The sequence below is a fragment of the Amycolatopsis thermoflava N1165 genome (assembly GCF_000473265.1).
In the GTDB taxonomy this organism is placed as follows: domain Bacteria; phylum Actinomycetota; class Actinomycetes; order Mycobacteriales; family Pseudonocardiaceae; genus Amycolatopsis_E; species Amycolatopsis_E thermoflava.
Window position 1 is genome coordinate 4,218,887 of record NZ_KI421511.1, and the last position, 23,191, is coordinate 4,242,077.

The following is a 23,191-nucleotide window of genomic DNA, read 5'->3' on the forward strand; positions in this document are numbered from 1 at the left end:
GGGGACGGGAGCGCCGGCATGACGTCGGGTTCACCCGAATCCACCACTTCCACGGCCGCCGGGCAGCCCGGGCCGAGTCTGCGCATGACGCTGAAGCCGGAGGCGGCCACCACCGGGCAGGTCGACGGCGCGTGGTGGCCCAGGTCCCGGGACCTGTCCGCCGAATTGCCCGCGCTGCTCGCGGCGCTGGCGACCCGGCTGGGCGCCGTCGAGCGGTCGACCTACCACCTGGACGGCTGGGACTCCGCAGGCACCAAGCTCGCCACCGGCGGGCGCACGGTGCGGCTGGACGGGTTCCGGTCGCAGCGCCCCGGCACCGTCACGCTGGTCGGCACGGGCATGCGCCGCCTGACGCTGCTGGTCGTGCCGCCGGACACCAACGACGCCGCCGCGGCGAAGGCGATGCGTGACGCGTCCCGGCCGGGCGGCGACGACACTGTGGACAGCCTGATCGGCGACGAGCTCAGGAGAACTGCTCCCGCAGCTCGCGCTTGAGGATCTTGCCCGAGGCGTTGCGCGGCAGGTCCGGGACGAACCGGACCGCCTTCGGCACCTTGAACGCGGACAGCCGTGCCCGGACGTGCGCGATCAGCTCCTCCGGCGCGACGTCCTCTTTGGACACCACGACCGCGGTGATCGCTTCGATCCACTTCTCGTCCGGGACGCCGATCACCGCGGCTTCGGCGACCGCCGGGTGCGTGTAGAGCGCGTCCTCGACCTCGCGGGACGCCACCAGCACGCCGCCGGTGTTGATCACGTCCTTGATGCGGTCGACGACGTAGATGTAGCCCTCTTCGTCGATCCGCACCAGATCGCCGGAGTGGAACCAGCCTCCATGGAAGGCTTCCGCCGTCTCGTCTGGCTTGTCCCAGTACCCCTCGCACAGCTGGGGGCTCCGGTAGACGCATTCGCCGGACTCGCCCGGCGCCACGTCGTTGCCCTCGGCGTCCACCACCCGCAGCTCCACGAACAGCGCCGGACGGCCCGCCGAGTCGGGGCGCTCGGCGTGGTCCTCCGGGCGCAGGATCGTCGCCAGCGGGCCGATTTCGGACTGCCCGAAGCAGTTGTAGAAACCGAGCTCCGGCATGGCCTGGCGGAGGCGGTCGAGCACCGGCCCCGGCATGATCGACGCGCCGTAGTACGCCTTGCGCAGCGCGCTCAGGTCCCGCGAGCCGAAGTCGGGGTGGTTGGCCAGCGCGACCCACAGCGTCGGCGCGGCGAAGAACGCGCCGTGCCGGTCCTCGGCGAGCCTGCGCAGGATGTCCGTCGGATCCGGGGTTTCCAGCAGGGTGTTCGTCGCGCCGACGGCCAGCCACGGCACGAGGAACACGTGCATCTGCGCCGAGTGGTAGAGCGGCATGACGTGCAGCGGGTCGTCGTCCGCGGTGAGGTCGAGGCCGGTGATGCACGAGAGGTACTCGTGCACCAGCGCGCGGTGGGTCATCATCGCGCCCTTGGGGCGGGACGTCGTGCCGGAGGTGTACAGCAGCTGCACGAGGTCGCCGTCGGCCACGTCGACGTCCAGCGCGGGCGCCTCACCGGACAGCGCGACCAGCGCGCCCTCGGCGTCGCGCAGCGGCACCACCTGCTCCAGCGGCGGCAGGTTGCCCGCCAGTGCGGGGTCGGCGAGCGCGACTCGGCTGCCGGACTGCTCCACCAGGTAGGCCAGCTCGTCGCCGGTCAGGTTGTAGTTGACGGGCACGTGCACGAGCCCGGCGCGGGCGCAGGCGAGGAAGCCGATCAGGTAGGCGTCGGAGTTCTTGCCGTACGCGGCGACCCGGTCGCCCTTGGCCAGTCCCAGGCCGAGCAGGTGCGCGGCGGCGCGGGTGACGGCCGCGTCGAGTTCGGCGTAGGTCCAGGCCCGGTCGGCGAACTTCAGCGCGACACGGGCAGGCCAGCGCGCGGCGCTGCGCCGGAGGATGTCCGCGACGGTGCTGGAGCGGAGCGTGGTCAAGGGGGACTCCTCCTTCGGCGCCGGTGCCATACTCGACTGTCGTGAGTGAGATCCACATTAGACGTGCTCGGCGCTCCGATGTCGAGGAGATCGTGGCGATGCTGGCCGACGACGACCTCGGCGCGCAGCGGGAAGCGCCCGGCGACCCGGCCTACCTGCGGGCGTTCGAGGCGATCGACGCCGATCCCGGCCAGCTGCTGGTGGTCGCGGAGCGGGACGGCGAGGTGGTGGGCACGCTGCAGCTGACGTTCATCCCGGGCCTGTCCCGCCGCGGCGCGACGCGGGCGCTGGTCGAGGGCGTGCGGGTGCGGTCCGACCAGCGCGGCGGCGGGCTCGGGGCGGCGCTGATGGAGTGGGCGGTCGAGGAGTCCCGGCGGCGGGGCTGCGCGCTGGTGCAGTTCACCTCCGACGCCTCCCGCACCCGCGCGCACCGCTTCTACGAGCGGCTCGGCTTCGAGGCCACCCACCTGGGCTTCAAGCTGCCGCTGTAGGCGGCTCCCAGTTCCGCACCAGGTCGAGCAAGCCCGGGAACCGCGCGTCGAGGTCGGCGACGCGCACCTCGCTGCGGCGCTCCAGGCCGTACTGCCGCTGGGTCGTCACGCCGGCCTCGCGCAGCAGCTTGAAGTGGTGGGTCAGCGTCGACTTCGGGCGGTCGATCCCGAACCAGCCGCACGAGCGCGGCACGCCCGGCGACTCCAGCAGCAACTTCCGCACCATCCCGAGCCGCAGGGGGTCGCTCAGCGCGGACAGCACCACCTCTAGGCGCAGGTCCTCCCGGGCCGGCTGCGGCAACGTCTCCTCCGTCACAGTACGAATAATATCGTACTAAGGGCCAGTTCGACTATCTTCCAACTAGTACGACAAAACTCGAACTAGGAGGAGATCGTGAAACGCACCGCCTGGCTCGCCGCCTGGCCGGTCCTCGCCGTGTTCGTCCTGTCCAACGCCCCGACCCCGGTCTACGTGCTGTGGCAACGCGAACTCGGCTTCTCCGCCGGCGTCCTGACATTCGTCTTCGCGTGCTACATCGCGGGCCTGCTCGCCGCGCTCCTGGTCGCGGGCGTGCTCTCGGACCGGATCGGGCGCAAACCGGTCCTGCTGCCCGCGCTCGCGCTGGGCATCATGGCGTGCGTCCTCTTCGCGACGGCAGGTTCGGTGCTCGTGCTCGCGGTCGCGCGGTTCCTCACCGGGCTCGCGGTGGGCGCCGCCGTCTCCGCGGGCATGGCCGCGGTGAACGACGTCGCCCCGGGAAAGGGCAAGACCGCGGCGCTGGCGTCGTCGACCGCGATGGTCCTCGGCGCCGGTCTCGGGCCGCTGCTGGCTGGTGTCGCGTCGGAAACCCTGCCGGGGCCGACGGTGACGATCTTCCTCGCCGAGATCGTCCTGCTCGTCTCCGCCGGGATCGTCGTCGCCCGGCTGCCGCTGCCCCGCCCGGTGGGCACCACCCGCGCCTGGATCCGGATCCCGCAGGTCCACCCCGCCGGCCGCAGCGCGGTCCTGCGCGGCGTCGCCGTGTTCGCGCCGGGCATCACGGCCACTTCGTTCGTGCTCTCGCTCGGCCCGTCCGTCCTCACCGAACTGCTGGACACCACCAACCGGATCGTCGCCGGGGCACTCGCGTTCGTCATGTTCCTCGGCGCGACGGGCGTTCAGTTCGCGGTGCGCGGCCTGCCGGTGCGGGCGATCCTGCTCGCCGGCGCCGCCTCGACCACGGCCGGCATGGTCGCGCTGGTCGTCTCCCTGCAGACCGCGTCGCCGGCCCTGCTGGCGGTCGCCGCGGTGCTCGCCGGGACCGGTCAGGGCATGGGCCAGTTCGGCGGCCTCACCCTGATCAACGCGAGCGTCCCGGCGAACCGGCTCGCCGAGGCGACCGCCGCGCAGAACGTCGGCGGCTACGTGCCCGCCGCGGTCCTGCCGCTCGCCGCCGGGTTCCTCAGCGACGCCGCCGGCCTCGCGACCGGCGCGACCGCGTTCGGCGCCGTCGTGATCGCCGCGGCCTTGGCGGGCAGCCTCGTCGCGGGACGAGGCCGCCCTGCCCGTCAGGTCGCCGCCTCCACCGGGCTGCGGAACTGCGCCGAGTACAGCCGGTAGTAGGCGCCGCCCGCGGCGAGCAGCTCCTCGTGCGTGCCCTGCTCCACGATCCGCCCCGACTCCATCACCAGGATGAGGTCGGCGTCGCGGATCGTGGACAGGCGGTGCGCGATCACGAACGACGTGCGGTCGGTGCGCAGCGCCGCCATCGCCTGCTGCAGCAGCGCCTCGGTGCGGGTGTCGACCGAGCTGGTGGCCTCGTCGAGGATCAGCAGCGACGGATCGGCGAGGAACGCCCGCGCGATCGTCACCAGCTGCTTCTCCCCCGCGCTGAGGTTGGTGCCCTCGTCGTCGATCACCGTGTCGTAGCCGTCGGGCAGGCTGCGCACGAACCGGTCCACGAACGTGGCCCGCGCGGCCGCCTCCACCTGCTCCGGCGTCGCCGACGGGTTGCCGTAGGCGATGTTGTCCCGGATCGTGCCGTTGAACAGCCAGGTGTCCTGCAGCACCATCCCGGTCTGGCCGCGCAGGTCGTCGCGGGTCATCGCGGTGATGTCCACGCCGTCGAGCGTGATCCGCCCGGCGTCCAGCTCGTAGAACCGCATGATCAGGTTCACCAGCGTGGTCTTGCCCGCCCCGGTCGGCCCGACGATCGCCACCGTCTGCCCCGGCTCGGCGACCAGCGACAGGTCCTCGATGAGCGGCCGCTGCGGGTCGTAGGAGAAGTCCACGTGCTCGAACTCCACCCGGCCGCGGCGCCGCTCCGGCAGGACCGGGGACGCGGTGTCCGGCTTCTGCTCCGCCGCGTCGAGCAGCTCGAAGACCCGCTCGGCGGAGGCGACGCCGGACTGCAGCAGGTTCGCCAGCGACGCCGCCTGGGTCAGCGGCTGCGTGAACTGGCGCGAGTACTGCAGGAACGCCTGCACGTCGCCGAGCGTCATCGTCCCCGTCGCGACCCGCAGCCCGCCGACGACCGCCAGCACGACGTAGCTGAGGTTCGACAGGAACATCATCGCCGGCATGATGATCCCGGAGATGAACTGCGCGCCCATGCCGGCCCGGTAGAGGTCGGCGTTGCGGCGCCCGAACTCCTGCTCCACCTCGCGGCGCCGGCCGAACACCGTGACCAGCTCGTGCCCGCTGAACGCCTCCTCGATGTGCGCGTTGAGGGCGCCGGTGTGCTTCCACTGGGCCACGAACAGCTTCTGCGAACGCTTCCCGATCACCCTGGTCAGCACGATCGACGCGGGCACCACCAGCAACGCGATCACGGCGAGCAGCGGCGACACCACGAACATCATCACCAGCACGCCGATCAGCGACAGCAGCGACGTGAGCAGCTGGCTCAGGGTCTGCTGCAGCGTCAGCGCGATGTTGTCGATGTCGTTGGTGACGCGGGACAGCAGTTCCCCGCGCGGCTGCCCGTCGAAGTACCGCAACGGCAACCGGTGCAGCTTCGCCTCGACGTCCTCGCGCAGCCGGTACACCACGCGCTGCACGGCGCCGTTGAGCAGGTAGCCCTGCAGCCAGCCGAACACCGACGCCGCCACATACAGCACCAGCACCCAGGACAGCACCCGGCCGAGGGCGGCGAAGTCGATGCCCGCGCCCGGCACCACGTCCATCCTCGCGAGCATGTCGGCGAGGTTGGTGTTGCCCTCGGCACGCGCCGCCGCGATCGCCTGCTCGGTGGTGGTGCCCGCGGGCAGGCGGCTGGAGACGAACCCGCCGAAGATGATGTCGGTGGCGTGACCGAGGATCTTCGGCCCCACCACGGTGAACGCGACGCTCGCGACGCCGAGCGCGACCACGAACACGAGCGTGAGCCGCTCCGGGCGCAGCCTGCCCATCAGGCGGCGGGCGCCCTCGCCGAAGCTCTTCGGCTTCTGCACCGGCCCGGCGGGAGCGCCGGGAAAACCTGGTCTGGTCACGCCGCTTCCTCCGCGGTGAGCTGGGACTCCACGATTTCGAGGTAGGTGGGGCAGTCACGCAGCAGCTCCGCGTGCGTGCCCAGCCCGACGATCTCCCCGTTCTCCAGCACGACGATCTGGTCGGCGCCGACGATCGTGGAAACCCGTTGCGCCACCACGATCACCGCCGCATCCGCGGTGTGCGGGGCCAGCGCGGCGCGCAGCCGGGCGTCGGTGGCCAGGTCGAGCGCCGAGAACGAGTCGTCGAACAGGTACACCTCCGGTTTGCGCACCAGCGCCCGCGCGATCGCGAGCCGCTGCCGCTGCCCGCCGGAGACGTTCGTGCCGCCCTGCGCGATCGGGGCGTCCAGGCCGCCGGGCATCTCCGCCACGAACTCCCGCGCCTGCGCGATCTCCAGCGCCTGCCACAGTTCTTCGTCGGTGGCGTCCGGTTTCCCGTAGCGCAGGTTGCTCGCCACGGTGCCGGTGAACAGGTACGGCCGCTGCGGCACCAGCCCGATCCGGCTCCACAGCACGTCCGGGTCGAGTTCCCGCACGTCGACGCCGTCGACCAGGACGCGGCCTGCCGTCGCGTCGAACAACCGCGGCACCAGCGACAGCAGCGTGGTCTTGCCCGCGCCGGTGCTGCCGATGATCGCGGTGGTCTTCCCGGCCTCCGCGCGGAAACCGATGTCCCGCAGCACCGGTGCGTCCGCGCCCGGGTAGCGGAATTCGACCCCCTGGAACTCGACGGCGCCGTGTTCGGCGACCTCCCGCACCGGGCGCAACGGCGGCCGCACCGACGACTCGGTGTCCAGCACCTCGGCGATGCGCTCGGCGCAGACGGACGCGCGCGGGATCATCGTCGCGATGAAGGTGGCCATGGTGACCGACATGAGGATCTGGATCAGGTAGTTCAGGAACGCCGTGAGCGCCCCGATCTGCATCTCGCCGCCGGCCACCCGGTGCGCGCCGAACCACAGCACGGCGACGCTGCTGGCGTTCATCACCAGCAGCACCGTCGGGAAGATGACCGCCTGCAGGCGGCCGACGCGCAGCGCGGTGACGGTCAGCTCGTCGTTCGCGACGGCGAACCGGCGCACCTCGTCCCGCTCGCGCACGAACGCCCGCACCACGCGGATGCCCGACAGCTGTTCCCGCAGCACGCGGTTGACGCGGTCGATGCGGGTCTGCATCAGCCGGAACTGCGGCACCATGCGCGACACCACGAGCCCGATGGCCGCCAGCAGCACCGGCACCGCGACCAGCAGCAGCCAGGACAGCCCGACGTCCTGGCGCAGCGCGAGCACGATGCCGCCGACGCACATGATCGGCGCCACGATCAGGATCGTGCAGCCCATCACCACGATCAGCTGCACCTGCTGCACGTCGTTGGTGGTGCGGGTGATCAGCGACGGCGCCCCGAACTGCGCCACCTCGCGCGCGGAGAACCCGCCGACCCGGTGGAAGACGGCGGCCCGCACGTCGCGCCCGAAACCGGCCGCGCTGCGCGCGCCGAAGTACACCGCCGCGACGGAACAGGCGATCTGCAGCACCGTCACGGCCAGCATCCAGCCGCCCGCCGAGAGGATGTAACCGGTGTCGCCGGTGGCGACGCCGTGGTCGATGATGTCGGCGTTGAGGCTCGGCAGGTACAGCGACGCGATGGTGCCCGCGAGCTGCAGCACCACCACCGCGGCGAGCGCTCGCCAGTACGGACGTAGGAATGTCCGCAATATCCGGTTGAGCACAATTCCCCCTAGGAACGGTCGGTATCCACTGTGTAGGCTACGCCCGTAAGAAACGCAACGTTTTTTAGGAGGGTGGGTGCCGGAGCCCAAGTCGAGGCGTCACGGGGCCGAACTGGAGGCCGCGATCCTGGACGCGGCGTGGGCCGAACTCGTCGAGGTCGGGTACGCGAGACTGACCATGGAAGGCGTCGCGGCCCGCGCGGGCACCAGCAAACCGGTGGTCTACCGGCGCTGGCCCGGACGCCCCGAACTGGTCCTCGCCGCGTGGCGCCGTCGCATCCCGGACGCCGACAACCCGCCCGACCTCGGTGACCTCCGCTCGGATTTGCTGGCATTCCTGCATCGATTGGTGCACCGGTTTCACGACACGCCCCGCGATGTGCTGGCCGGACTGATGAGCGAAACGTTCCGGGACCCGGAGGTTTTCGCTTTGCTGCTGAAGCAGATAGCGGCCGCGAAACACCGCCCCACCTTCGAAACCATCGTGCGCAGAGCCGTGGCACGCGGCGAACTCCCGCCCGTCGAGATCACCCCGCGCGTCGCACGCGTCCCCCTTGACCTCGTCCGTGCCGAAGCAATCTTCCACCACGGGGAAATCGACGAGAAAACGATTACCGAGATTGTCGACGAAGTCTTCCTCCCCCTGTTGCGCGGATTGGCGCACAAGGAGTTCGATGGGGAGGAATGACCGGCCCTCCGGCGGGGTAACCACCCCGCTGACACGACCGACGAGAAGTGTGGAGGCGGTGTCGGGAAAATGAGCACCGCTGGACGGGTCCTGATCCGGCAACGGGAAGTCGCCGGGTGCACCGTCGTCGACCTCGCCGGCCGGCTGAACGCCCGGACCTACGGGGAACTCCGGGACAACCTGATCAAGCTCACGCTGGACCAGCCGCGGGCGTTGATCGCACAGGTCGACGACCTCGACATCGCCGGGGAGCCCGCGCTGGCGGTCTTCTCCGCCGTCCGGATGCGCACCGACGAGTGGCCGTCCGTGCCGGTGCTGCTCGTCGCGCACGACCCGGAGCGGCACCGGATGATCGCAGGCAGCGCCATCCGCCGGTTCGTCCCGGTCCACACCTCCCTCAACGCGGCGATCGAGGCAGTGGCGGAGCCGCCGCCCCGGCGACGGCGGAATGCCGTCTTCCTCCCGCTCCCCAGCAGTTCGCACGGCGCGCGGGCGTTCGTCCAGGAGACCTGTCGCGACTGGAACATCCGGCACCGGCTGGAGGACGCGCTCGGCATCGCCACCGAACTGGTCGAGAACGCGATCACGCACGCGGGCACGGCGCTGGAGGTCCGGCTCGAGCTGCGCACGGGTTACCTGACCATCGCCGTCCGGGACGAGGACCCGCACCCGGCCGTCCTGCGCCAGCGGCCGAGCGGCCGGCTGCAGGGCTACGGCCTGCAGGTCATCGCCGCCCTGTCCCGGGCCTGGGGCTGCTCCCCCGCCCAGGACGGCGGGAAGATCGTCTGGGCCGTGCTCAGCGTCGGTCCCCGTCGCCTCGCGCCGTTCCCTGTTTGACCTCCGGCAGCGCGTCCGAAATCCCGTCGAGGGTTTCCATCACCAGGATCGCGCCCGCCGACTCACCGCGGCGGTTGCGCAACGCGCCGCAGGCGATCCGGACGGTGACCGAACGGCCGCGCCGGTTGACCGCCTCGAGCACGACCTGCTCGGTGAAGGACGCGTCGGCGAGGGCGGGCCGCACGACCGGGCGCAGCTCCGCCACCGGCAGCCCGATGTCGAGGTTCAGCAGGTGCTCGCCCTCGGCCTCCTCCGAGCGCAGTCCCCACAGGTCCTCCGCGCCCGCGTTCCAGGCGACCACGCGCATCTGCTGGTCCACCACCACGACGCCGGCCTGCAGCGAGGTCAGTACCGACTCCAGGAACTCGTTGACGTCGTCCAGTTCGCTGGTGCGGTCCCGCAACGTGTTGTTGATCGTCTGCAGCTCGTCGTTGGTGGACTGGAGTTCCTCGTTGGTGGTCTCCAGTTCCTCGTTGGTCGACTGGAGTTCCTCGTTCGTCGTCTCCAGCTCCTCGACCGTCGACTGCAGTTCCTCGTTCGTCGTCTCCAGTTCCTCCGTCGTGGACTGCAGCTCCTCGTAGGCGTTCTCGCGCTGCCGGTTCGCGCTCGCCAGCTCGGCCAGCAGGCGGTGGTTCGTGGTGACGTCGTGGAACACCACCGACACGCCGACGATGTCGTCGGTCAGCGAGACCAGTGGGCTGATGTGCAGTTCCAGCGCCAGCACCTCCCCCGGCCCGCGCTGCCACTCCACGTCCTTGACCCGCACGGCGCGCCGGTCCACGCGCACCTGTTCGATGTAGGACCGCAGTTCGACCGGCCGGTAGGAGATCTCCAGGTCCCGCAGCGGGCGGCCGATGTCGCGGTCGGTCAGGCCGAACACCTGCTGCGCCTGCTGGTTGGCCAGCGCGACGACGTCGTCGGCCGTCACCACGACCTGCGCGAGCGGGTTCGAGTCGAACGTCAGCGCACGCAGCTCGTCGATCTGGTCCAGTGAGCTCCGGCGCTCCGGGATCAGGGGGTGGCCGAACGGCGAGGCGCCCGCGATCGCCGTCGGCACCTTGCGGAAGATCCGGTAGCGCAGGTTCACCGGGTCGAAGATGCGGCTGTGCGACAGCAGCATTTCGGCCTTGCCCATGAACAGCACCCCGCGCGGCACGAGCGCGAAGTGCAGTTTCCGCAGGATGTTCGTCTGGGTGTCGGCGGTGAAGTACATCAGGGTGTTGCGGCAGACGAGCAGGTCGATGCGGGAGATGGGCGCGTCCTGGACCAGGTCGTTGCGGCCGAAGATCACCGACCGCCGCAGGTCCTTGTGGAAGACGTACCGGCCCGCGGTGCGCTCGAAGTAGCGCTGCACGTACTCCGACGGGAGGTCTTCCACGTCCTTCGCGGTGTAGGCGGCCTGCCGGGCCTGGGCCAGCGCCTCCTCGTCGACGTCGGTCGCGTAGATCTTGACCCGCTGCCGGAACTGCTCCAGTCCCAGCACCTCGGCCAGCACGATGGCCAGGCTGTAGGCCTCCTCGCCGGAGGCGCAGCCCGCGCTCCACACCCGGATCTGGTCGTCGGGCGAGCGCTCGGCGAGGATCATCGGCACGATGTCCGACTGCAGGTAGTCCCACGCGTCGGGGTCGCGGAAGAAGTTCGTGACGTTGATCAGGATCGTGTTGAACAGCGCGCCGAACTCGTCGCTGTTGGCCTGCAGGTGATCGAGGTAGTCTCCGTAGTCCTCGCAGCTGATGACGCTCATCCGGCGTCCGACGCGGCGCATGAGGCTACTGCGCTTGTACCCGGTGAAGTCGAATCCGCGCGTTTCCTTCAGGTATTCGAGGATGGCCTCGAAACCCTCGTCCGTCGCAGGCTCGATCTGCTCGTTCACGTTGCGGACCTTACAAGGTCAGGCTGTTTCGTCCGAGGCGCCGTCCGGCAGGTCCGTCACGGTGGGCAGCCCCTCGAACAGGAACTTCCGCAGCACCGTCGCCGCGTGGCCCGCTTCGTCGCGGTGCCGGGAGTAACGCCCGGCGACCAGGGGGTAACCGCGGTGTTCGGCGTCCTGCGTCATCCGGCCCGCCAGGTCCCGCTTCTCCTCGAGCGCGCGCAGAGCCGCCCACAGCGCCTGCTCGATGTCGCGGGACTGCTGCTGGAAGAGGGCTTTCGCCGTCCAGGCATGGCCGACGCGGCAGCGGTACCGGGTGCCCTCCTTGTCGAGTGAGAACAGCACGCCCTGACAGTCCGGGCACCCCAGGCCCGATGGCTCGGTCACGTCGAGCACCTCCAGCGAGACCGCGTTGCCCGGACCGTCGGACCGGGCGATGCGTGCTTCGATCTCCTCGATCAGGGGCACGGGTTCGTCGTCGCGCACCTCGACCGGCTCCCGCACCCGACCGGCCAGCACGCGGCCGATCTCCACGGCGGGAACCACATGGTCCGGGGCCACCCTGGCCATCGCGTTCTCCGGCATCGCCGGGTAGATGGCGTCCTCCGGGTCCTGCACGATCGCGAGCCCGCCGCGGGACTTGATCGTGTCCAGCCCGGTCGAACCGTCGTCGAGCGAGCCGGAGAGCACCACGCCGATCACCGCGGGACCGTGCGAGAGGGCCGCGGACCGGAACAACGCGTCGACCGCGGGCCGGTACCCGTTCTCGGTGGGACCGCGCGAGAGCCGGCACACACCGTCCTCGACGAGCAGGTGGTGGTCCGGCGGGGCGACGTAGATCCGCCCGTGCCGCAACGGCTCGCCGGAGCTGGCCGCCACCGCGGGCAGCGAGCCGGACCGGCTCAGGATCGCAGGCAGCGCGCTGGCGCCGCCGGGGGGCAGGTGCAGCACGACCAGGACCGCGGCGGGCAGGTCCCCGGGGAGACCACCGGCGAAACTGCGCAGCGCCTCGACTCCGCCGGCCGAAGCGCCGACGACGACGATGTCCCTGAACCGTTCGGCCACCAGAATGCGCCTTCCGCGAGGGTCCCGAGTCCGCACCTCCGACGGTAGCCCCTTTCGCGGTGGTCAGCAGATCATGGAGCCACGGCCTCGCACACGGACTCGTAGCGCGGCAGGATCGAGGTCAGGCCGGTGAGGTCGAGGACGCGGTCCGCGCGGCAGCTGCGCGGCGCGACCAGACGCAGCTCCCGCCCACGTCCGCACACCTCGAGCATGGCCTGCACACCGGCGGCGCTGAGGAACGCGACCCGGGTCAGGTCGAGCACGACGGTCCCGGGTTGTTCGGCGAGTGCCTCGGCGAGCCGCGGCGCGGTGGACAGGTCGATCTCGCCGGTCGCGTGGACGACGGACATCCCGGACCGGTACTCGACGGCAAGGTCCAGCAGACGCTCGGTGAGCGGCGTGCGCGGCTCGTCGGACACCAGGTTCGCCCCCTCGGCACGTGGTCGCGTCTCCGGCCGGAACCGGACCACGATGCTAGCGCCACCGGGCTAAACCGAACAGCCACCCAGTTCACCGGATCGGGCGTTACCCGTCGGTTGCCGCGATCTTCGCGCTGCCCAGCACGACGTCGCCTGCCGCGTCCGGCCGGTAGAGCACGGCGACCTGACCGGGCGCGACGCCGGTGAGCGGTTCACGCAACTGGATCCGCACCTGGTCGCCGTCCACCTCGGCGACGGCCTCGCCGAGACCGCCGTGCGCCCGGACCTGGACGACGCACTCGGTCGGGCCGTCGAGCGGCCCCGCCGGCCACACCGGGCGGTCAGCGCGGATCTCGCGGACGGTGAGCGCGTCGGCCGAACCGACCTTGACCGTGCCGGAGACCGGCTCCAGCGCCAGCACGTACCGCGGCTTGCCGTCCAGCACCGAGCGGTCGATGCCGAGGCCCTTGCGCTGCCCGATGGTGAAGCCGTGCACGCCGGTGTGGCGGCCGAGCACGGCGCCGGTCTCGGCGTCCACCAGGTCGCCGGGCCGCTGGCCGAGGCGCTTCTCCAGGAACTTCTTCGTGTCGCCGTCCGGGATGAAGCAGATGTCGTGGCTGTCCGGCTTGCGGGCGACGGCGAGGCCGCGCCGCTCGGCTTCCGCGCGGATGTCCGGCTTGCGGGTGTCGCCGACCGGGAACATCGAGTGGCGCAGCTGCTCGGGCGTCAGCGAGGCCAGCACGTAGGACTGGTCCTTGTCCGGGTCGACCGCCCTGCGCAGCTCCGGAACACCGTCCACAACGGACAGCCGGGCATAGTGGCCGGTGGCGACGGCGTCGAAGCCGAGCGCGATGGCCTTCTCCAGCAGCGCCTCGAACTTGATCTTCTCGTTGCAGGTGACGCACGGGTTGGGGGTGCGGCCGGCGGCGTACTCGCCGACGAAGGTCTCGATGACCTCCTCGGTGAACCGCTCGGCGAAGTCCCAGACGTAGAACGGGATGCCGAGGATGTCCGCGGCGCGGCGCGCGTCGTGCGAGTCCTCGATCGTGCAGCACCCGCGCGAACCGGTGCGCAGGGTGCCCGGCTTGGCCGACAGCGCCAGGTGCACGCCGACCACGTCGTGCCCGGCCTCCACCGCGCGGGCCGCCGCCACGGCCGAGTCCACTCCCCCGCTCATCGCGGCCAGTACCCGCATCACACCTCCTGCTTGTTCTTGCGCAGCCCGGACAGCCCGGCCTGCCGCGCCCGCGCGACCACGGCCGCGATCTCCCGCGCCACCGCGTCCACGTCGTCCGGAGTGGACGTGTGGCCGAGCGAGAACCGCAGCGAGCCGCGGGCCGACGCGGCGTCGGCGCCCATCGCCAGCAGCACGTGGCTGGGCTGGGCGACCCCCGCGGTGCACGCCGAGCCGGTCGAGCACTCGATGCCCTTGGCGTCCAGCAGCATCAGCAGGCTGTCGCCCGCACAGCCGGGGAACGTGAAGTGCGCGATGCCGGGCAGCCTGCCCTCGCCCGTCGGCATGCCGTTGAGGATCACGTCCGGCACCTCGCGCCGGACGGCCTCGATGAGCGCGTCCCGCAGGCCGCCGACCCGCTCGGCGTAGCGGGGCTGCTCGCGCACCGCCTCCTCGACGGCCGTCGCGAAGGCGCGGATGGCGGGCACGTCGAGCGTGCCGGAGCGGACGTCGCGCTCCTGGCCGCCGCCGTGCAGCAGTGGCACGCACTCGGTGTCGCGGGACAGCACGAGCGCCCCGACGCCGTAGGGCCCGCCGAGCTTGTGCCCGGTGAGGGTGAGCGCGCTGACGCCGCTGTCCGCGAAGTGCACCGGGACGCCGCCGACGGCCTGCACGGCGTCGGTGTGCAGCGGGATGTCGTGCTCCGCGCAGATCGCCGCGAGCTCGGCCATCGGGTTGACCGTGCCGACCTCGTTGTTCGCCCACATGACGGTGACCAGGGCCACGTCGTCCGGGTCGGCCTCGATGGCCTTGCGCAGGGTCTCCGGCAGCACGCGGCCGTGCTCGTCCACGTCGAGCCAGGTGACCTCGGCCTGTGCGTGGTCGGCCAGCCACTGCACCGCGTCCAGCACGGCGTGGTGCTCGACCGCGCTCGCCAGCACGCGGCGGCGCTTCGGGTCGGCGGCCTGGCGCGCCCAGAAGATGCCCTTGACCGCGAGGTTGTCGCTCTCCGTGCCGCCCGCGGTGAAGATCACTTCGGACGGACGGGCGCCCAGCGCCTCGCCGATGACCTCCCGCGCCTCCTCGACGGCCCGCCGCGCGCGGCGGCCGGAGGAATGCAGCGAGCTGGCGTTGCCCACCGTGGACAGCGCCTCGCTCATCGCCGCAATGGCGGACGGCGACATCGGGGTGGTCGCCGCGTGGTCGAGATAGGTCATCGCACTACCAGGGTAGACCGTGCGGTATCACTCGCGTGTGGGCCACCGCCGGGTGATGACGACGCCCACCACGGCGAGCGCGGCGAGCGTGAGCGCGAGCACACCCAGGGCCGGGGCGGGTTCGGCCGCCGAGGCGAGCAGGCCGAGCAGGACCCCGCCGAAGCCGACGGTGAGCGCCGAGGTGACCCAGTCGCCCAGCTGCATGGCCGAGGTGTTGAACCCGCGCTCGTGCTCGGGTGAGAACCGCAGCAACAGCAGGGAGATCGACGGGTAGGCGATGCCCATGCCCGCCCCGCCGACCAGGCACGCGACGAACGCGAGCCAGCCGGGGAACCACGGCTGCGCGACGAACCCGAACAGCAGCACGGCCACGGCGACCATCCCGAACCCGGCGCGCAGCAGCTTCTCGCGGGACCAGTCCGGGTGTCGGCCCTGCACGGCGGAGGCCGCGGACCAGGTGAGCGCGGAGGCGGTCAGCGGGAGCCCGGCCAGCACCGGGTTGTAGCCGTGGACGGTGGCCATGGCCAGCGGGAGGTAGGCCTCCATCCCGGCGAAGGCGCCGCCGAGCAGCGCGCGGGAGGCGACGACCGTCGGCAGGCCGGGCCGCGCGGTGACCGTCCCCGGCGGCACGAGGCGGCGGACGGCGACGGCGAGCGCGAGGAGACCGGCCGCGCCGTAGCCGAGCGCGGCCGGGCTGGGGTGCTGGGCGGCCCAGGTCAACGCGGCGACCCCGGCCGCGGCGGCGAGGGCCACCACGATCCCGGCGCGACGTTGCTGGGCGCCCGCGGTGTGGGTGAGCCGTCGCGCGACCGGGATGAGCATCAGCAGGCCGGCCAGCGCCAGCGGCACGAGACCGAGGAACACCCAGCGCCAGCCGAGGTGCTCGGTGATGAGGCCGGCGACGGTCGGCCCGACGACGGCCGGCAGCACCCAGGCCGCCGCGTTGGCCGCATACATGACCGGTCGTTCCCGGTCGGTGTAGACGAGCGCGATCAGCAGCGAGACGGCGACCAGCACGGTGCCCGAGCCGAGCCCCTGGAGGACTCGGCCGGCGAGCAGGAAGCCCATGTCCGTGGCGGTTCCGGCGACGACCAGGCCGGCGAGGAACAGTGCGGGCCCGGCGACCATCGGGACGGCGGGCCCGCGGCGGTCGCAGACCCGCCCGGACAACACGGTCGCGACGACGCTGGCCACCAGGAACGCGGTGAACGGCCAGGAGTAGAGGCGCTGCCCCGCCAGGTCGGCGACCATGGTGGGCATCGCGGTGGCGACGCCCATGCTCTCGAACGCGATCAGGGTGACGACGAGCAGGCTGGCCACGGTGGTCGTCCGGTGCTCGGCCGTCCACAACACGCCCCGAGCCCGGGCTTCGACGATCATGAATTCAGGCTGACACCTCCACCACACTGGAGGTCAAGAAAGAAGCCACAAACCGCCACCCGGCAACGAAAGCCCGAAACCCCACGAACCACTCCCCTCCCGCAACCCGATCCCCAGCCAAATCGGTTGCCGAGCCACCGGGTCAAGGCACGCTTTCCCGCCTTGACCCGGTGTCTCGGCAACCGAACAATTCAAGATCGGGTTCGGAAGGGCACTTCTCATCCGGGCGTAGCGAAGCGAAGCCGGCGCTCCTCAGACACGCGCGTAGCGCCTCGCCCCAACCGCCCGCTGCGAAGGCAAGGCCACATTCCCCAAAGCAGCCTGCACCGAAGCCTCCGCCAGCGCAGCCAGCTCCCGCCGATCCCCCGCACGCCCCGGGGCGATCTCCCCGCACACGGTCACCTCGAGCACGAGCCCGCGCAACGCCGCGACCCGTTTCAGCGAGTCGACGAGCGACTCCGGCCCGATGAACGCGGGCTGCGTCGTCTCGCGGCCGTCGGCCATCCGGTAGCGCAGCGCCAGCGGCCGCACCGGGACGCCGGCGTCGATCGCGGCCTGGAAGGTCGCCGGGCGGAACCGGCCGGACGCCAGCCCGCACCAGGTCGTGCCTTCGGGCGTGACGTTCACCAGGGAACCGGCCCGCAGGGCGGCGGCGAGTTCGTCGATCGTGGACGGCAGCGTCGACAGCCGTTCGCGGTCCAGGAAGATGCTGCCGCCGCGCGCGACGAGCGTGCCCAGCACCGGCCAGCCCGCGATCTCCCGCTTCGCCAGCGCGCGCATCGGGCGCACCGCGTTGACCGCCACGATGTCCAGCCACGAGATGTGGTTGTTCACCACCAGCGCTCCGCGGCCGCCGCCGTCCAGCGGCTCGCCCCGGACCACCAGCCGCACCCCGAACGCCCGCAGCACACCGCGGAACACCAGGCGCACCACCGAATCCCGGCACCGCGGCACGAACATCGCCGGCAGGGCGCCGAAAGCCAGCAGCACCACGCCGACAGCGGCGGTGAACCGCAGCGCCCGCCGCACCCCGCCGACCGACGGCGCGCCCGGCGTCAGGCACCCGTCGCCGCACGGCGAAGCGGGCATCCAGGGGTGGCTCATGCCTGGTTCCCGAGGAAGAACTTGAGGTAGCGCTCGTCCATCTGCTGCAGGTCGAGCAGGGTGAAGAAGTCGGCGACGGCGAAGTCCGGGTCGTGCGCGGGCGGGCCGCACACCTTCGCGCCGAGGCGGGTGTAGCCCTTGATCAGCGGCGGCAGCAACGCGCGAGCCGGGCGGGCGATGTCCGCGTCCTGCCACGGGTTCAGCGGCCTCACGCGCTGCGACTCGGGCGCGTAGTGCTTGGCGCGGAGGAGGTCCCACACGCCCGCGGCGTACGAACCGCCGTCGGTGAGCGGGACCGAAGCGCAACCGCCGAGGAAGCGGTGGCCGGAGAGCAGCATGTACCGCCCGATCCCGGCCCACACCAGGCTCACCACGGCGCCGGTGCGGTGGTCGGGGTGCACGCAGGAGCGGCCGGTCTCGACCAGGGAGCCACGCAGTCCGGCAAGGTTCGACAGGTCGAACTCGGTTTCCGAGTACAGGCCGCCGGCCCGCTCGGCGCGTCCCGGCGGGAGCATCCGGTAGGTGCCGACGATCTCGCCGGTGTTGTCGTCGCGCACCACGAGGTGGTCGCAGAACTCGTCGAACCGGTCGGCGTCCACGCCGGGCGCGGAGTGCAGGGTGGCCCCCATCTCCTCGGCGAAGACCTGGTAGCGGAGCCGTTGGGCGGCAACCACTTCGTCGTTGTCGTAGGCGACGAGGAGGGAGTAGCGGGCAGCGCCATCGGGCAGCTGGCCGTCCTGGCTGTCGGTGCTGACGAGCAACTGGGACCGCGTCATGCCTGTAGGTGTACCGGCGGGAAGGAAACCGCCAGGAGGTTCATCGCGTGACCACCTCGTGCACGTTGGATGAACCGCGGGTTCTCAGGGTTCTCTCAGGAAGCCGCGCGTGATCGGGCTCAAGTCATGAGATCGACACGATTGGGGTATGGCCCCACGGAACGTGGTGCCGACCGGAAGTGAGAGGGATGTCCGGCAGCTGGTTGCGGATCGTGGTGGCGCTCGGCGTGGCGGCGGTGGTGTTCGGCCTGTTCCTGGCCGTGGAGTACGTGCTGCGGCGGGTCCTGCGACGGCTCGGTCAGCGCGCGACCGTGCTCGGCGAGCTCGCCGAGCACATCCACGCGCCGCTGCGGTGGTTCGGCGCGATGGTGGTCCTGCGCATCACCGTGCTCGTCGCGTTGCCCACCGGGTCCTGGCGCAACGCCACCTCGCACGTGCTGACGCTGGCATTGATCGGCACCGGCGCGTGGCTGCTGGCCGGCGTGCTGACCGCGGTCGAGCAGACGATGCTCGGCCGGTGGCGCGTCGACGTCGCCGACAACCGGCACGCGCGGCGCATGCAGACGCAGATCCGGCTGGTGCGGCGGGTGATCGTCGCCGCGATCGCGGTGATCGCGCTCGGCGCGATGCTGATGACGTTCCCCGGCCTGCGCACGGCGGGCACCAGCCTGCTGGCCTCCGCCGGGGTCATCGGCGCGATCGCCGCGCTGGCCGCGCAGTCACTGCTGGGCAACGTGTTCGCCGGACTGCAGATCGCGTTCAGCGACGCCATCCGGCTGGACGACGTCGTGATCGTGGAGAACGAGTGGGGCCGCGTCGAGGACATCACGCTGACCTACCTGGTGGTGCACCTGTGGGACGACCGGCGGCTGGTCATCCCGACCGCGCAGTTCATGTCGCAGCCCTTCGAGAACTGGACCCGCCGTGACGCCGCGCTGCTCGGGACGGTGGAGCTGGACGTCGACTGGACGATGCCGGTCGACGAGATGCGCGACGAGCTGCGACGGATCCTGGAGTCGACCGACCTGTGGGACGGCCGGGTGAGCGTGCTGCAGGTGACCGACGCGACGCACACCCTGGTGCGCGTGCGGGCGCTGGTGAGCGCGGTGGACGCCGGCACGCTGTGGGACCTGCGCTGCCTGGTCCGGGAGCAGCTGGTGCAGTGGGTCCGCGGTAAGCACCCCTACGCCGTGCCGCGACTGCGCGCCGAGCAGGTGCCGAGCACTCCCGCGAGGCGTGTGGAGGACAGCGCGCCCGACCACGACGCCCGCGTCTTCGGCGACAGCGTGGACGGCCTGGTGCGGGAGCACGCGTTCAACGGCCCGGGGAAGGCTTGACGCCACGCACCATCCAGGCGCGCGCGGTGAGTCCGGTGCCGGTCAGGCGTTCGCGGAGCAGATCGCGGAGGGCGTCGCGCCGCTGGTCGTCCAGCGTGGCCACGTAGCCAGGGGCCGGTCCCTGGCCGCTCAGGAACGGGGTCCAGTAGTCGTCGAAGTCCGCGAACGTGGTGTCCACGTCGACGGCGGCGACGGTCACCTCGTGCAGGCCGGCCCACAGCCGCGCAAGGACCTCCGGATGGCACAACGGGAAGCGGCGACCCTCGTCGAGCTCGGCGGCGGCCGGGTTCAGCTCGACGGCCGCGTCCCAGAAGGTCCGCAGCATCCCCATGCCGTCCGCGTAGTCCCAGACGTAGGCGGCGACGGTGGCGCCGGGCGCCGCGGCCCGCTCGAATTCGGCGATCGCGGCCGCGGGGCCGGGCACGAAGTTGAGCGCGAGCCCGCTGACGACCGCGTCGAAACTGTTGTCCCGCACCGGAAGCGCCCGTGCGTCACCCCGGACGAACACACCCGCGCGACGCGCTCGCGCGGCGGACAGGAACCCCGCCGACGGATCGATCCCGACCACGAGCCGCGGCCGCCTCTTCTGGATGGCATCGGTAAGCACCCCGGTCCCGCAGCCGACGTCCAGCCACCGCTTCCCGCCCGGCACGGCGAGGCGGCGCAGGAACTGCTCCGCCACGAGCGCGCTCCAGCGGCCCATGTACGTCTCGTACGCGCCGCCGGCGGTCCAGGCGTCCACGGGGGAACGGTAGGCCCGGAAACGCCGACGGGCCACCGCCGGGAACTTCCGGCGGTGGCCCGTGAGGCATCAGGCGAACCCTCAGCCCTTGCGCTTGGTGACCTCTTCGGTCAGCTGCGGCGCGACGTTGAACAGGTCGCCGACCACACCGAAGTCGGCGATCTCGAAGATCGGCGCCTCCGGGTCCTTGTTGACCGCGACGATGGTCTTCGAGGTCTGCATGCCGGCCCGGTGCTGGATCGCACCGGAAATGCCGAGCGCGACGTACAGCTGCGGCGACACGGTCTTGCCGGTCTGCCCGACCTGGAACTGCGCCGGGTAGTAGCCGGAGTCGACCGCGGCACGCGACGCGCCGACGGCCGCGCCGAGCGAGTCGGCCAGCTTCTCCACGACCTCGAACTTCTCGGCCGAACCGACACCGCGGCCACCGGACACCACGATCGTGGCCTCGGTCAGCTCGGGGCGGTCACCGCCGACGACCGGCTCGACGCCGGTGATCTTCGCGGACTTGGCGGCGTCCACCGCGGGCAGCTCGACGGCCTCCTCGGCCGCCGCGCCCTCGGCCTGCGAAGCCTCGACCGCACCGGGGCGCACCGAGATGATCGGCAGGCCCTGGGCCTTGGACTTCACCGAGTACGCGCCACCGAAGATGGACTGCTCCACGGTGCCGTCGGAGTTGACACCCACGGCGTCGTAGATCAGGCCGCCGCCGACGCGGATCGCCAGACGGCCCGATACCTCCTTGCCCTCGGCGGACGCGGTGACGATCACCGCCGCCGGGGAGGCCTGCTCGACCAGCTTGGCCAGCGCGTCGACCTTCGGGGTCACCAGGTAGTTCGCGGCGTCCTCGGACTCGGCCACGTACACCTTCTGCGCGCCGTAGGCGCCCAGCTGCTCCTTGAACTTGCCCGCGGTGCCCGGGGCGCCGACGACGACGGCCGACGGCTCGCCCAGCTCGCGGGCGGCGGTCAGCGCTTCGAACGTGGTCTTCTTCAGCTCGCCGTTGAGGTGGTCGACGAGAACCAGAACTTCAGCCATTGCTCCGTTGCTCCTGCCTCAGATGATCTTCTGGCCGACCAGGTACTCGGCGATCTTGCTGCCGCCGTCACCCTCGTCCTCGACGCGCTCACCCGCGGTGCGCGGGGGCTTCGGGGCCGCTTCGACCACAGTGGACAGCGCGCTGCCGAGGCCGACGGCGCCCGCGTCGACGCCGAGGTCGGCGATCGTGAGGGTCTCCACCGGCTTCTTCTTCGCGGCCATGATGCCCTTGAAGGACGGGTAACGCGGCTCGTTGATCTTCTCGGTGACGCTCACCAGCGCGGGCAGGCTCGCCTCGAGGTGGGTCAGGCCGTCGTCGGTCTCCCGGTCGGCCTTGACGGTGGTGCCCTCGACGGTCAGCGACCGGACCTGGGTCAGCTGCGGCAGCCCGAGCAGCTCGGCCAGCATCGCGGGAACGGCGCCGGCGCGGCCGTCCGAGGCCTCGTTGCCCGCGATGACCAGGTCGAAGCCCTCGACCTTGCCGACGGCGGCGGCGAGCACCTTGGCGGTGGCCACGGCGTCGGAGCCGTGCAGGGCCTCGTCCGAGACGTGGATGGCCTTGTCGGCGCCCATCGAGAGGGCCTTGCGGATGGCGTCGGTCGCGCGGTCCGGGCCCACCGAGATCACGGTGACCTCGCCCTCGCCGGCTTCCTTGATCTTCAGCGCTTCTTCGACCGCCTTCTCGTTGATCTCGTCGAGAACGGCGTCGGCGGACTCGCGGTCGAGCGTGTGGTCACCGTCGGAGAGCTTGCGCTCCGAATAGGTGTCCGGCACCTGCTTGACCAGGACAACAATGTTCGTCATTGGTCCCCTTCGACCTCCCTGAACCAGCCTTACTGGTCGGTAGCGTAGGGAGATTTCAGCCCCGACGCGCCCCGAGGTGACGGCATTCACCCGGAATCCCGATTTATCGGGACGATCGTTCAGCTTTATCTCCGATGCGCCCAGGCTACTCCGAGTGGACGCTTGCGCGGATGGGTTACCCCGGATGGTGCGTTCGGTCTAACCTGACTTCCCGTGCCCAACCACGTCGCCGTTGTGACCGACTCGACCGCCTCCCTGCCGGAGCAGCTGCGCAGGCAGTGGGACATCACGGTCATCCAGCTGCAGCTACAGGTGGGCGACCAGGTCGACGAGGAGAACCGGTTCGACCGCGGCGAGCTGACCGAGGCGCTGAAGTCCGGGCAGCGGGTGAGCACGAACCCGCCGGATCCCGGCGCCTTCTTCTGGGCCTACCAGGACGCCGCCGCCGCAGGCGCGAGCGCGATCGTCAGCCTGCACATCTCCGAGCGCATGTCGGCGACGCTGGCGTCCGCGCGCGAGGCGGCACGACAGGTGCAGATCCCGGTGTACCCGCTGGACAGCGGCACGACCGGGATGAGCCTCGGCTTCGCCGTGCTGTCCGCGGCCAGGGCCGCCGCGGCGGGCGGACGAGTCGAGCGCGTGATCGAGGCGGCGCAGCGGCGGTTCGCCACCAGCAGCGAACTGCTCTACGTGGACACGCTGGAGTACCTGCGCCGCGGCGGCCGGATCGGCAGCGCGACCGCGCTGCTCGGCACCGCGCTGTCGATCAAGCCGCTGCTCACCGTGCGTGACGGCGAGGTGGCCCCGCTCACGCGGGCCGCCGGCAGCAGGCGGGCGCTGGCGAAGCTCGTCGACCTGGCCGCGGAACGGGCCGGCAACCTGCCCACCGACCTGGCGATCTCCTACTTCCGTCCCAGCGAGCGCGAGCTGATGCTGGTGCAGCAGCTGCGCGACCGGATCCCGAACGTGACCGAGCTGAGCATCGTCGAGGCCAGCACGGTGATCGGCGCGCACGTCGGCCCCGGTGCGCTGAGCATCACGGTCTCGCCAGGGTAGCCGTGGAACCAGCGGGGTAACCCGTCCGTTGATCCGGT

General features: G+C 71.4%; 22 protein-coding genes. 7 read left to right on the forward strand and 15 right to left on the reverse strand.

Annotation, left to right across the window (positions count from 1 at the left end):
• Positions 1–18 precede the first annotated feature (18 nt).
• The gene (locus AMYTH_RS0120780; RefSeq protein WP_063630494.1) at positions 19–495 is read left to right on the forward strand and encodes a DUF5994 family protein; all 477 of its coding nucleotides are present in this window, start codon (positions 19–21) and stop codon (positions 493–495) included.
• Here AMYTH_RS0120780 and AMYTH_RS0120785 read toward each other — a convergent pair.
• Positions 464–1,954 carry an acyl-CoA synthetase gene (locus AMYTH_RS0120785; RefSeq protein WP_027931936.1) on the reverse strand — a complete coding sequence of 497 codons (1,491 nt, stop codon included), beginning with the start codon at positions 1,952–1,954 and terminating at the stop codon, positions 464–466. The genes AMYTH_RS0120780 and AMYTH_RS0120785 overlap by 32 nt on opposite strands.
• 50 nt (positions 1,955–2,004) lie before the next feature.
• Between AMYTH_RS0120785 and AMYTH_RS0120790 the strand changes: the two genes are divergently transcribed.
• The gene (locus AMYTH_RS0120790) at positions 2,005–2,445 is read left to right on the forward strand and encodes a GNAT family N-acetyltransferase (RefSeq protein WP_323807256.1); all 441 of its coding nucleotides are present in this window, start codon (positions 2,005–2,007) and stop codon (positions 2,443–2,445) included.
• Here the strand turns inward: AMYTH_RS0120790 and AMYTH_RS0120795 are convergent.
• Positions 2,429–2,761, reverse strand: a complete 333-nt coding sequence (locus AMYTH_RS0120795) for an ArsR/SmtB family transcription factor (RefSeq protein ID WP_027931938.1) — start codon at positions 2,759–2,761, stop codon at positions 2,429–2,431. The genes AMYTH_RS0120790 and AMYTH_RS0120795 overlap by 17 nt on opposite strands.
• A 78-nt stretch (positions 2,762–2,839) precedes the next feature.
• On the opposite strand from AMYTH_RS0120795, the gene AMYTH_RS0120800 reads away from it, so the two are divergent.
• Entirely contained in the window at positions 2,840–4,045 is a 1,206-nt protein-coding gene (locus AMYTH_RS0120800) for an MFS transporter (protein WP_027931939.1), read from the forward strand.
• Here AMYTH_RS0120800 and AMYTH_RS0120805 read toward each other — a convergent pair.
• Together AMYTH_RS0120805 and AMYTH_RS0120810 are read right to left on the reverse strand one after the other, a co-directional pair.
• Entirely contained in the window at positions 3,994–5,877 is a 1,884-nt protein-coding gene (locus tag AMYTH_RS0120805) for an ABC transporter ATP-binding protein (protein WP_027931940.1), read from the reverse strand. The two genes, AMYTH_RS0120800 and AMYTH_RS0120805, sit on opposite strands and share 52 nt — an antisense overlap.
• A 35-nt stretch (positions 5,878–5,912) precedes the next feature.
• Positions 5,913–7,646: an ABC transporter ATP-binding protein gene (locus AMYTH_RS0120810; protein WP_027931941.1), complete on the reverse strand. Its 1,734-nt coding sequence runs from the start codon at positions 7,644–7,646 to the stop codon at positions 5,913–5,915.
• Between the two features lie 76 nt (positions 7,647–7,722).
• Here AMYTH_RS0120810 and AMYTH_RS0120815 point away from each other — a divergent pair, with 76 nt between their 5' ends.
• Entirely contained in the window at positions 7,723–8,334 is a 612-nt protein-coding gene (locus AMYTH_RS0120815) for a TetR/AcrR family transcriptional regulator (protein ID WP_027931942.1), read from the forward strand.
• Positions 8,335–8,403: 69 nt separating this feature from the next.
• Entirely contained in the window at positions 8,404–9,171 is a 768-nt protein-coding gene (locus tag AMYTH_RS0120820; RefSeq protein ID WP_027931943.1) for an ATP-binding protein, read from the forward strand.
• On the opposite strand, the gene AMYTH_RS0120825 is transcribed toward AMYTH_RS0120820, so the two are convergent.
• From AMYTH_RS0120825 to AMYTH_RS0120860, 8 genes are all read right to left on the reverse strand, one after another.
• Entirely contained in the window at positions 9,131–11,044 is a 1,914-nt protein-coding gene (locus AMYTH_RS0120825; protein WP_027931944.1) for a CheR family methyltransferase, read from the reverse strand. The two genes, AMYTH_RS0120820 and AMYTH_RS0120825, sit on opposite strands and share 41 nt — an antisense overlap.
• A gap of 18 nt (positions 11,045–11,062) precedes the next feature.
• Positions 11,063–12,106 carry a chemotaxis protein CheB gene (locus AMYTH_RS0120830; RefSeq protein ID WP_027931945.1) on the reverse strand — a complete coding sequence of 348 codons (1,044 nt, stop codon included), beginning with the start codon at positions 12,104–12,106 and terminating at the stop codon, positions 11,063–11,065.
• A 71-nt stretch (positions 12,107–12,177) separates the two neighbouring features.
• The gene (locus AMYTH_RS0120835; RefSeq protein WP_027931946.1) at positions 12,178–12,576 is read right to left on the reverse strand and encodes an STAS domain-containing protein; all 399 of its coding nucleotides are present in this window, start codon (positions 12,574–12,576) and stop codon (positions 12,178–12,180) included.
• A gap of 55 nt (positions 12,577–12,631) precedes the next feature.
• A complete protein-coding gene (gene mnmA / locus AMYTH_RS0120840) occupies positions 12,632–13,720 on the reverse strand; it encodes a tRNA 2-thiouridine(34) synthase MnmA (protein ID WP_027931947.1) in 1,089 nt (362 codons plus the stop codon).
• Entirely contained in the window at positions 13,720–14,916 is a 1,197-nt protein-coding gene (locus AMYTH_RS0120845; protein ID WP_027931948.1) for a cysteine desulfurase family protein, read from the reverse strand. Before AMYTH_RS0120845 ends, mnmA begins: the two co-directional genes overlap by 1 nt.
• 27 nt (positions 14,917–14,943) lie before the next feature.
• A complete protein-coding gene (locus AMYTH_RS0120850; protein ID WP_027931949.1) occupies positions 14,944–16,296 on the reverse strand; it encodes an MFS transporter in 1,353 nt (450 codons plus the stop codon).
• A gap of 252 nt (positions 16,297–16,548) precedes the next feature.
• Positions 16,549–17,400, reverse strand: a complete 852-nt coding sequence (locus AMYTH_RS0120855; protein ID WP_027931950.1) for a lysophospholipid acyltransferase family protein — start codon at positions 17,398–17,400, stop codon at positions 16,549–16,551.
• Positions 17,397–18,176 carry a GNAT family N-acetyltransferase gene (locus AMYTH_RS0120860; RefSeq protein WP_027931951.1) on the reverse strand — a complete coding sequence of 260 codons (780 nt, stop codon included), beginning with the start codon at positions 18,174–18,176 and terminating at the stop codon, positions 17,397–17,399. The genes AMYTH_RS0120855 and AMYTH_RS0120860 overlap by 4 nt, the downstream gene beginning before the upstream one ends.
• 188 nt (positions 18,177–18,364) lie before the next feature.
• On the opposite strand from AMYTH_RS0120860, the gene AMYTH_RS0120865 reads away from it, so the two are divergent.
• Positions 18,365–19,513: a mechanosensitive ion channel family protein gene (locus AMYTH_RS0120865; protein ID WP_027931952.1), complete on the forward strand. Its 1,149-nt coding sequence runs from the start codon at positions 18,365–18,367 to the stop codon at positions 19,511–19,513.
• Here AMYTH_RS0120865 and AMYTH_RS0120870 read toward each other — a convergent pair.
• The 3 genes from AMYTH_RS0120870 to AMYTH_RS0120880 form a co-directional block, all read right to left on the reverse strand.
• Positions 19,491–20,255: a class I SAM-dependent methyltransferase gene (locus AMYTH_RS0120870; protein ID WP_027931953.1), complete on the reverse strand. Its 765-nt coding sequence runs from the start codon at positions 20,253–20,255 to the stop codon at positions 19,491–19,493. The two genes, AMYTH_RS0120865 and AMYTH_RS0120870, sit on opposite strands and share 23 nt — an antisense overlap.
• An 81-nt stretch (positions 20,256–20,336) precedes the next feature.
• The gene (locus AMYTH_RS0120875; RefSeq protein ID WP_027931954.1) at positions 20,337–21,293 is read right to left on the reverse strand and encodes an electron transfer flavoprotein subunit alpha/FixB family protein; all 957 of its coding nucleotides are present in this window, start codon (positions 21,291–21,293) and stop codon (positions 20,337–20,339) included.
• An 18-nt stretch (positions 21,294–21,311) separates the two neighbouring features.
• A complete protein-coding gene (locus AMYTH_RS0120880) occupies positions 21,312–22,097 on the reverse strand; it encodes an electron transfer flavoprotein subunit beta/FixA family protein (RefSeq protein ID WP_027931955.1) in 786 nt (261 codons plus the stop codon).
• A gap of 213 nt (positions 22,098–22,310) precedes the next feature.
• Between AMYTH_RS0120880 and AMYTH_RS0120885 the strand changes: the two genes are divergently transcribed.
• Positions 22,311–23,153: a DegV family protein gene (locus AMYTH_RS0120885; RefSeq protein ID WP_027931956.1), complete on the forward strand. Its 843-nt coding sequence runs from the start codon at positions 22,311–22,313 to the stop codon at positions 23,151–23,153.
• The last annotated feature ends 38 nt before the right edge of the window (positions 23,154–23,191 follow it).

Coding starts and splice junctions, on each gene's coding strand:
- AMYTH_RS0120855 (WP_027931950.1), bottom strand. CDS start 17,400: ATGAGCCACCCCTGGATGCCCGCTTCGCCGTGCGGCGACGGGTGCCTG.
- AMYTH_RS0120780 (WP_063630494.1), top strand. CDS start 19: ATGACGTCGGGTTCACCCGAATCCACCACTTCCACGGCCGCCGGGCAG.
- AMYTH_RS0120880 (WP_027931955.1), bottom strand. CDS start 22,097: ATGACGAACATTGTTGTCCTGGTCAAGCAGGTGCCGGACACCTATTCG.
- AMYTH_RS0120865 (WP_027931952.1), top strand. CDS start 18,365: ATGTCCGGCAGCTGGTTGCGGATCGTGGTGGCGCTCGGCGTGGCGGCG.
- AMYTH_RS0120850 (WP_027931949.1), bottom strand. CDS start 16,296: ATGATCGTCGAAGCCCGGGCTCGGGGCGTGTTGTGGACGGCCGAGCAC.
- AMYTH_RS0120860 (WP_027931951.1), bottom strand. CDS start 18,176: ATGACGCGGTCCCAGTTGCTCGTCAGCACCGACAGCCAGGACGGCCAG.
- AMYTH_RS0120875 (WP_027931954.1), bottom strand. CDS start 21,293: ATGGCTGAAGTTCTGGTTCTCGTCGACCACCTCAACGGCGAGCTGAAG.
- AMYTH_RS0120845 (WP_027931948.1), bottom strand. CDS start 14,916: ATGACCTATCTCGACCACGCGGCGACCACCCCGATGTCGCCGTCCGCC.
- AMYTH_RS0120820 (WP_027931943.1), top strand. CDS start 8,404: ATGAGCACCGCTGGACGGGTCCTGATCCGGCAACGGGAAGTCGCCGGG.
- mnmA (WP_027931947.1), bottom strand. CDS start 13,720: ATGCGGGTACTGGCCGCGATGAGCGGGGGAGTGGACTCGGCCGTGGCG.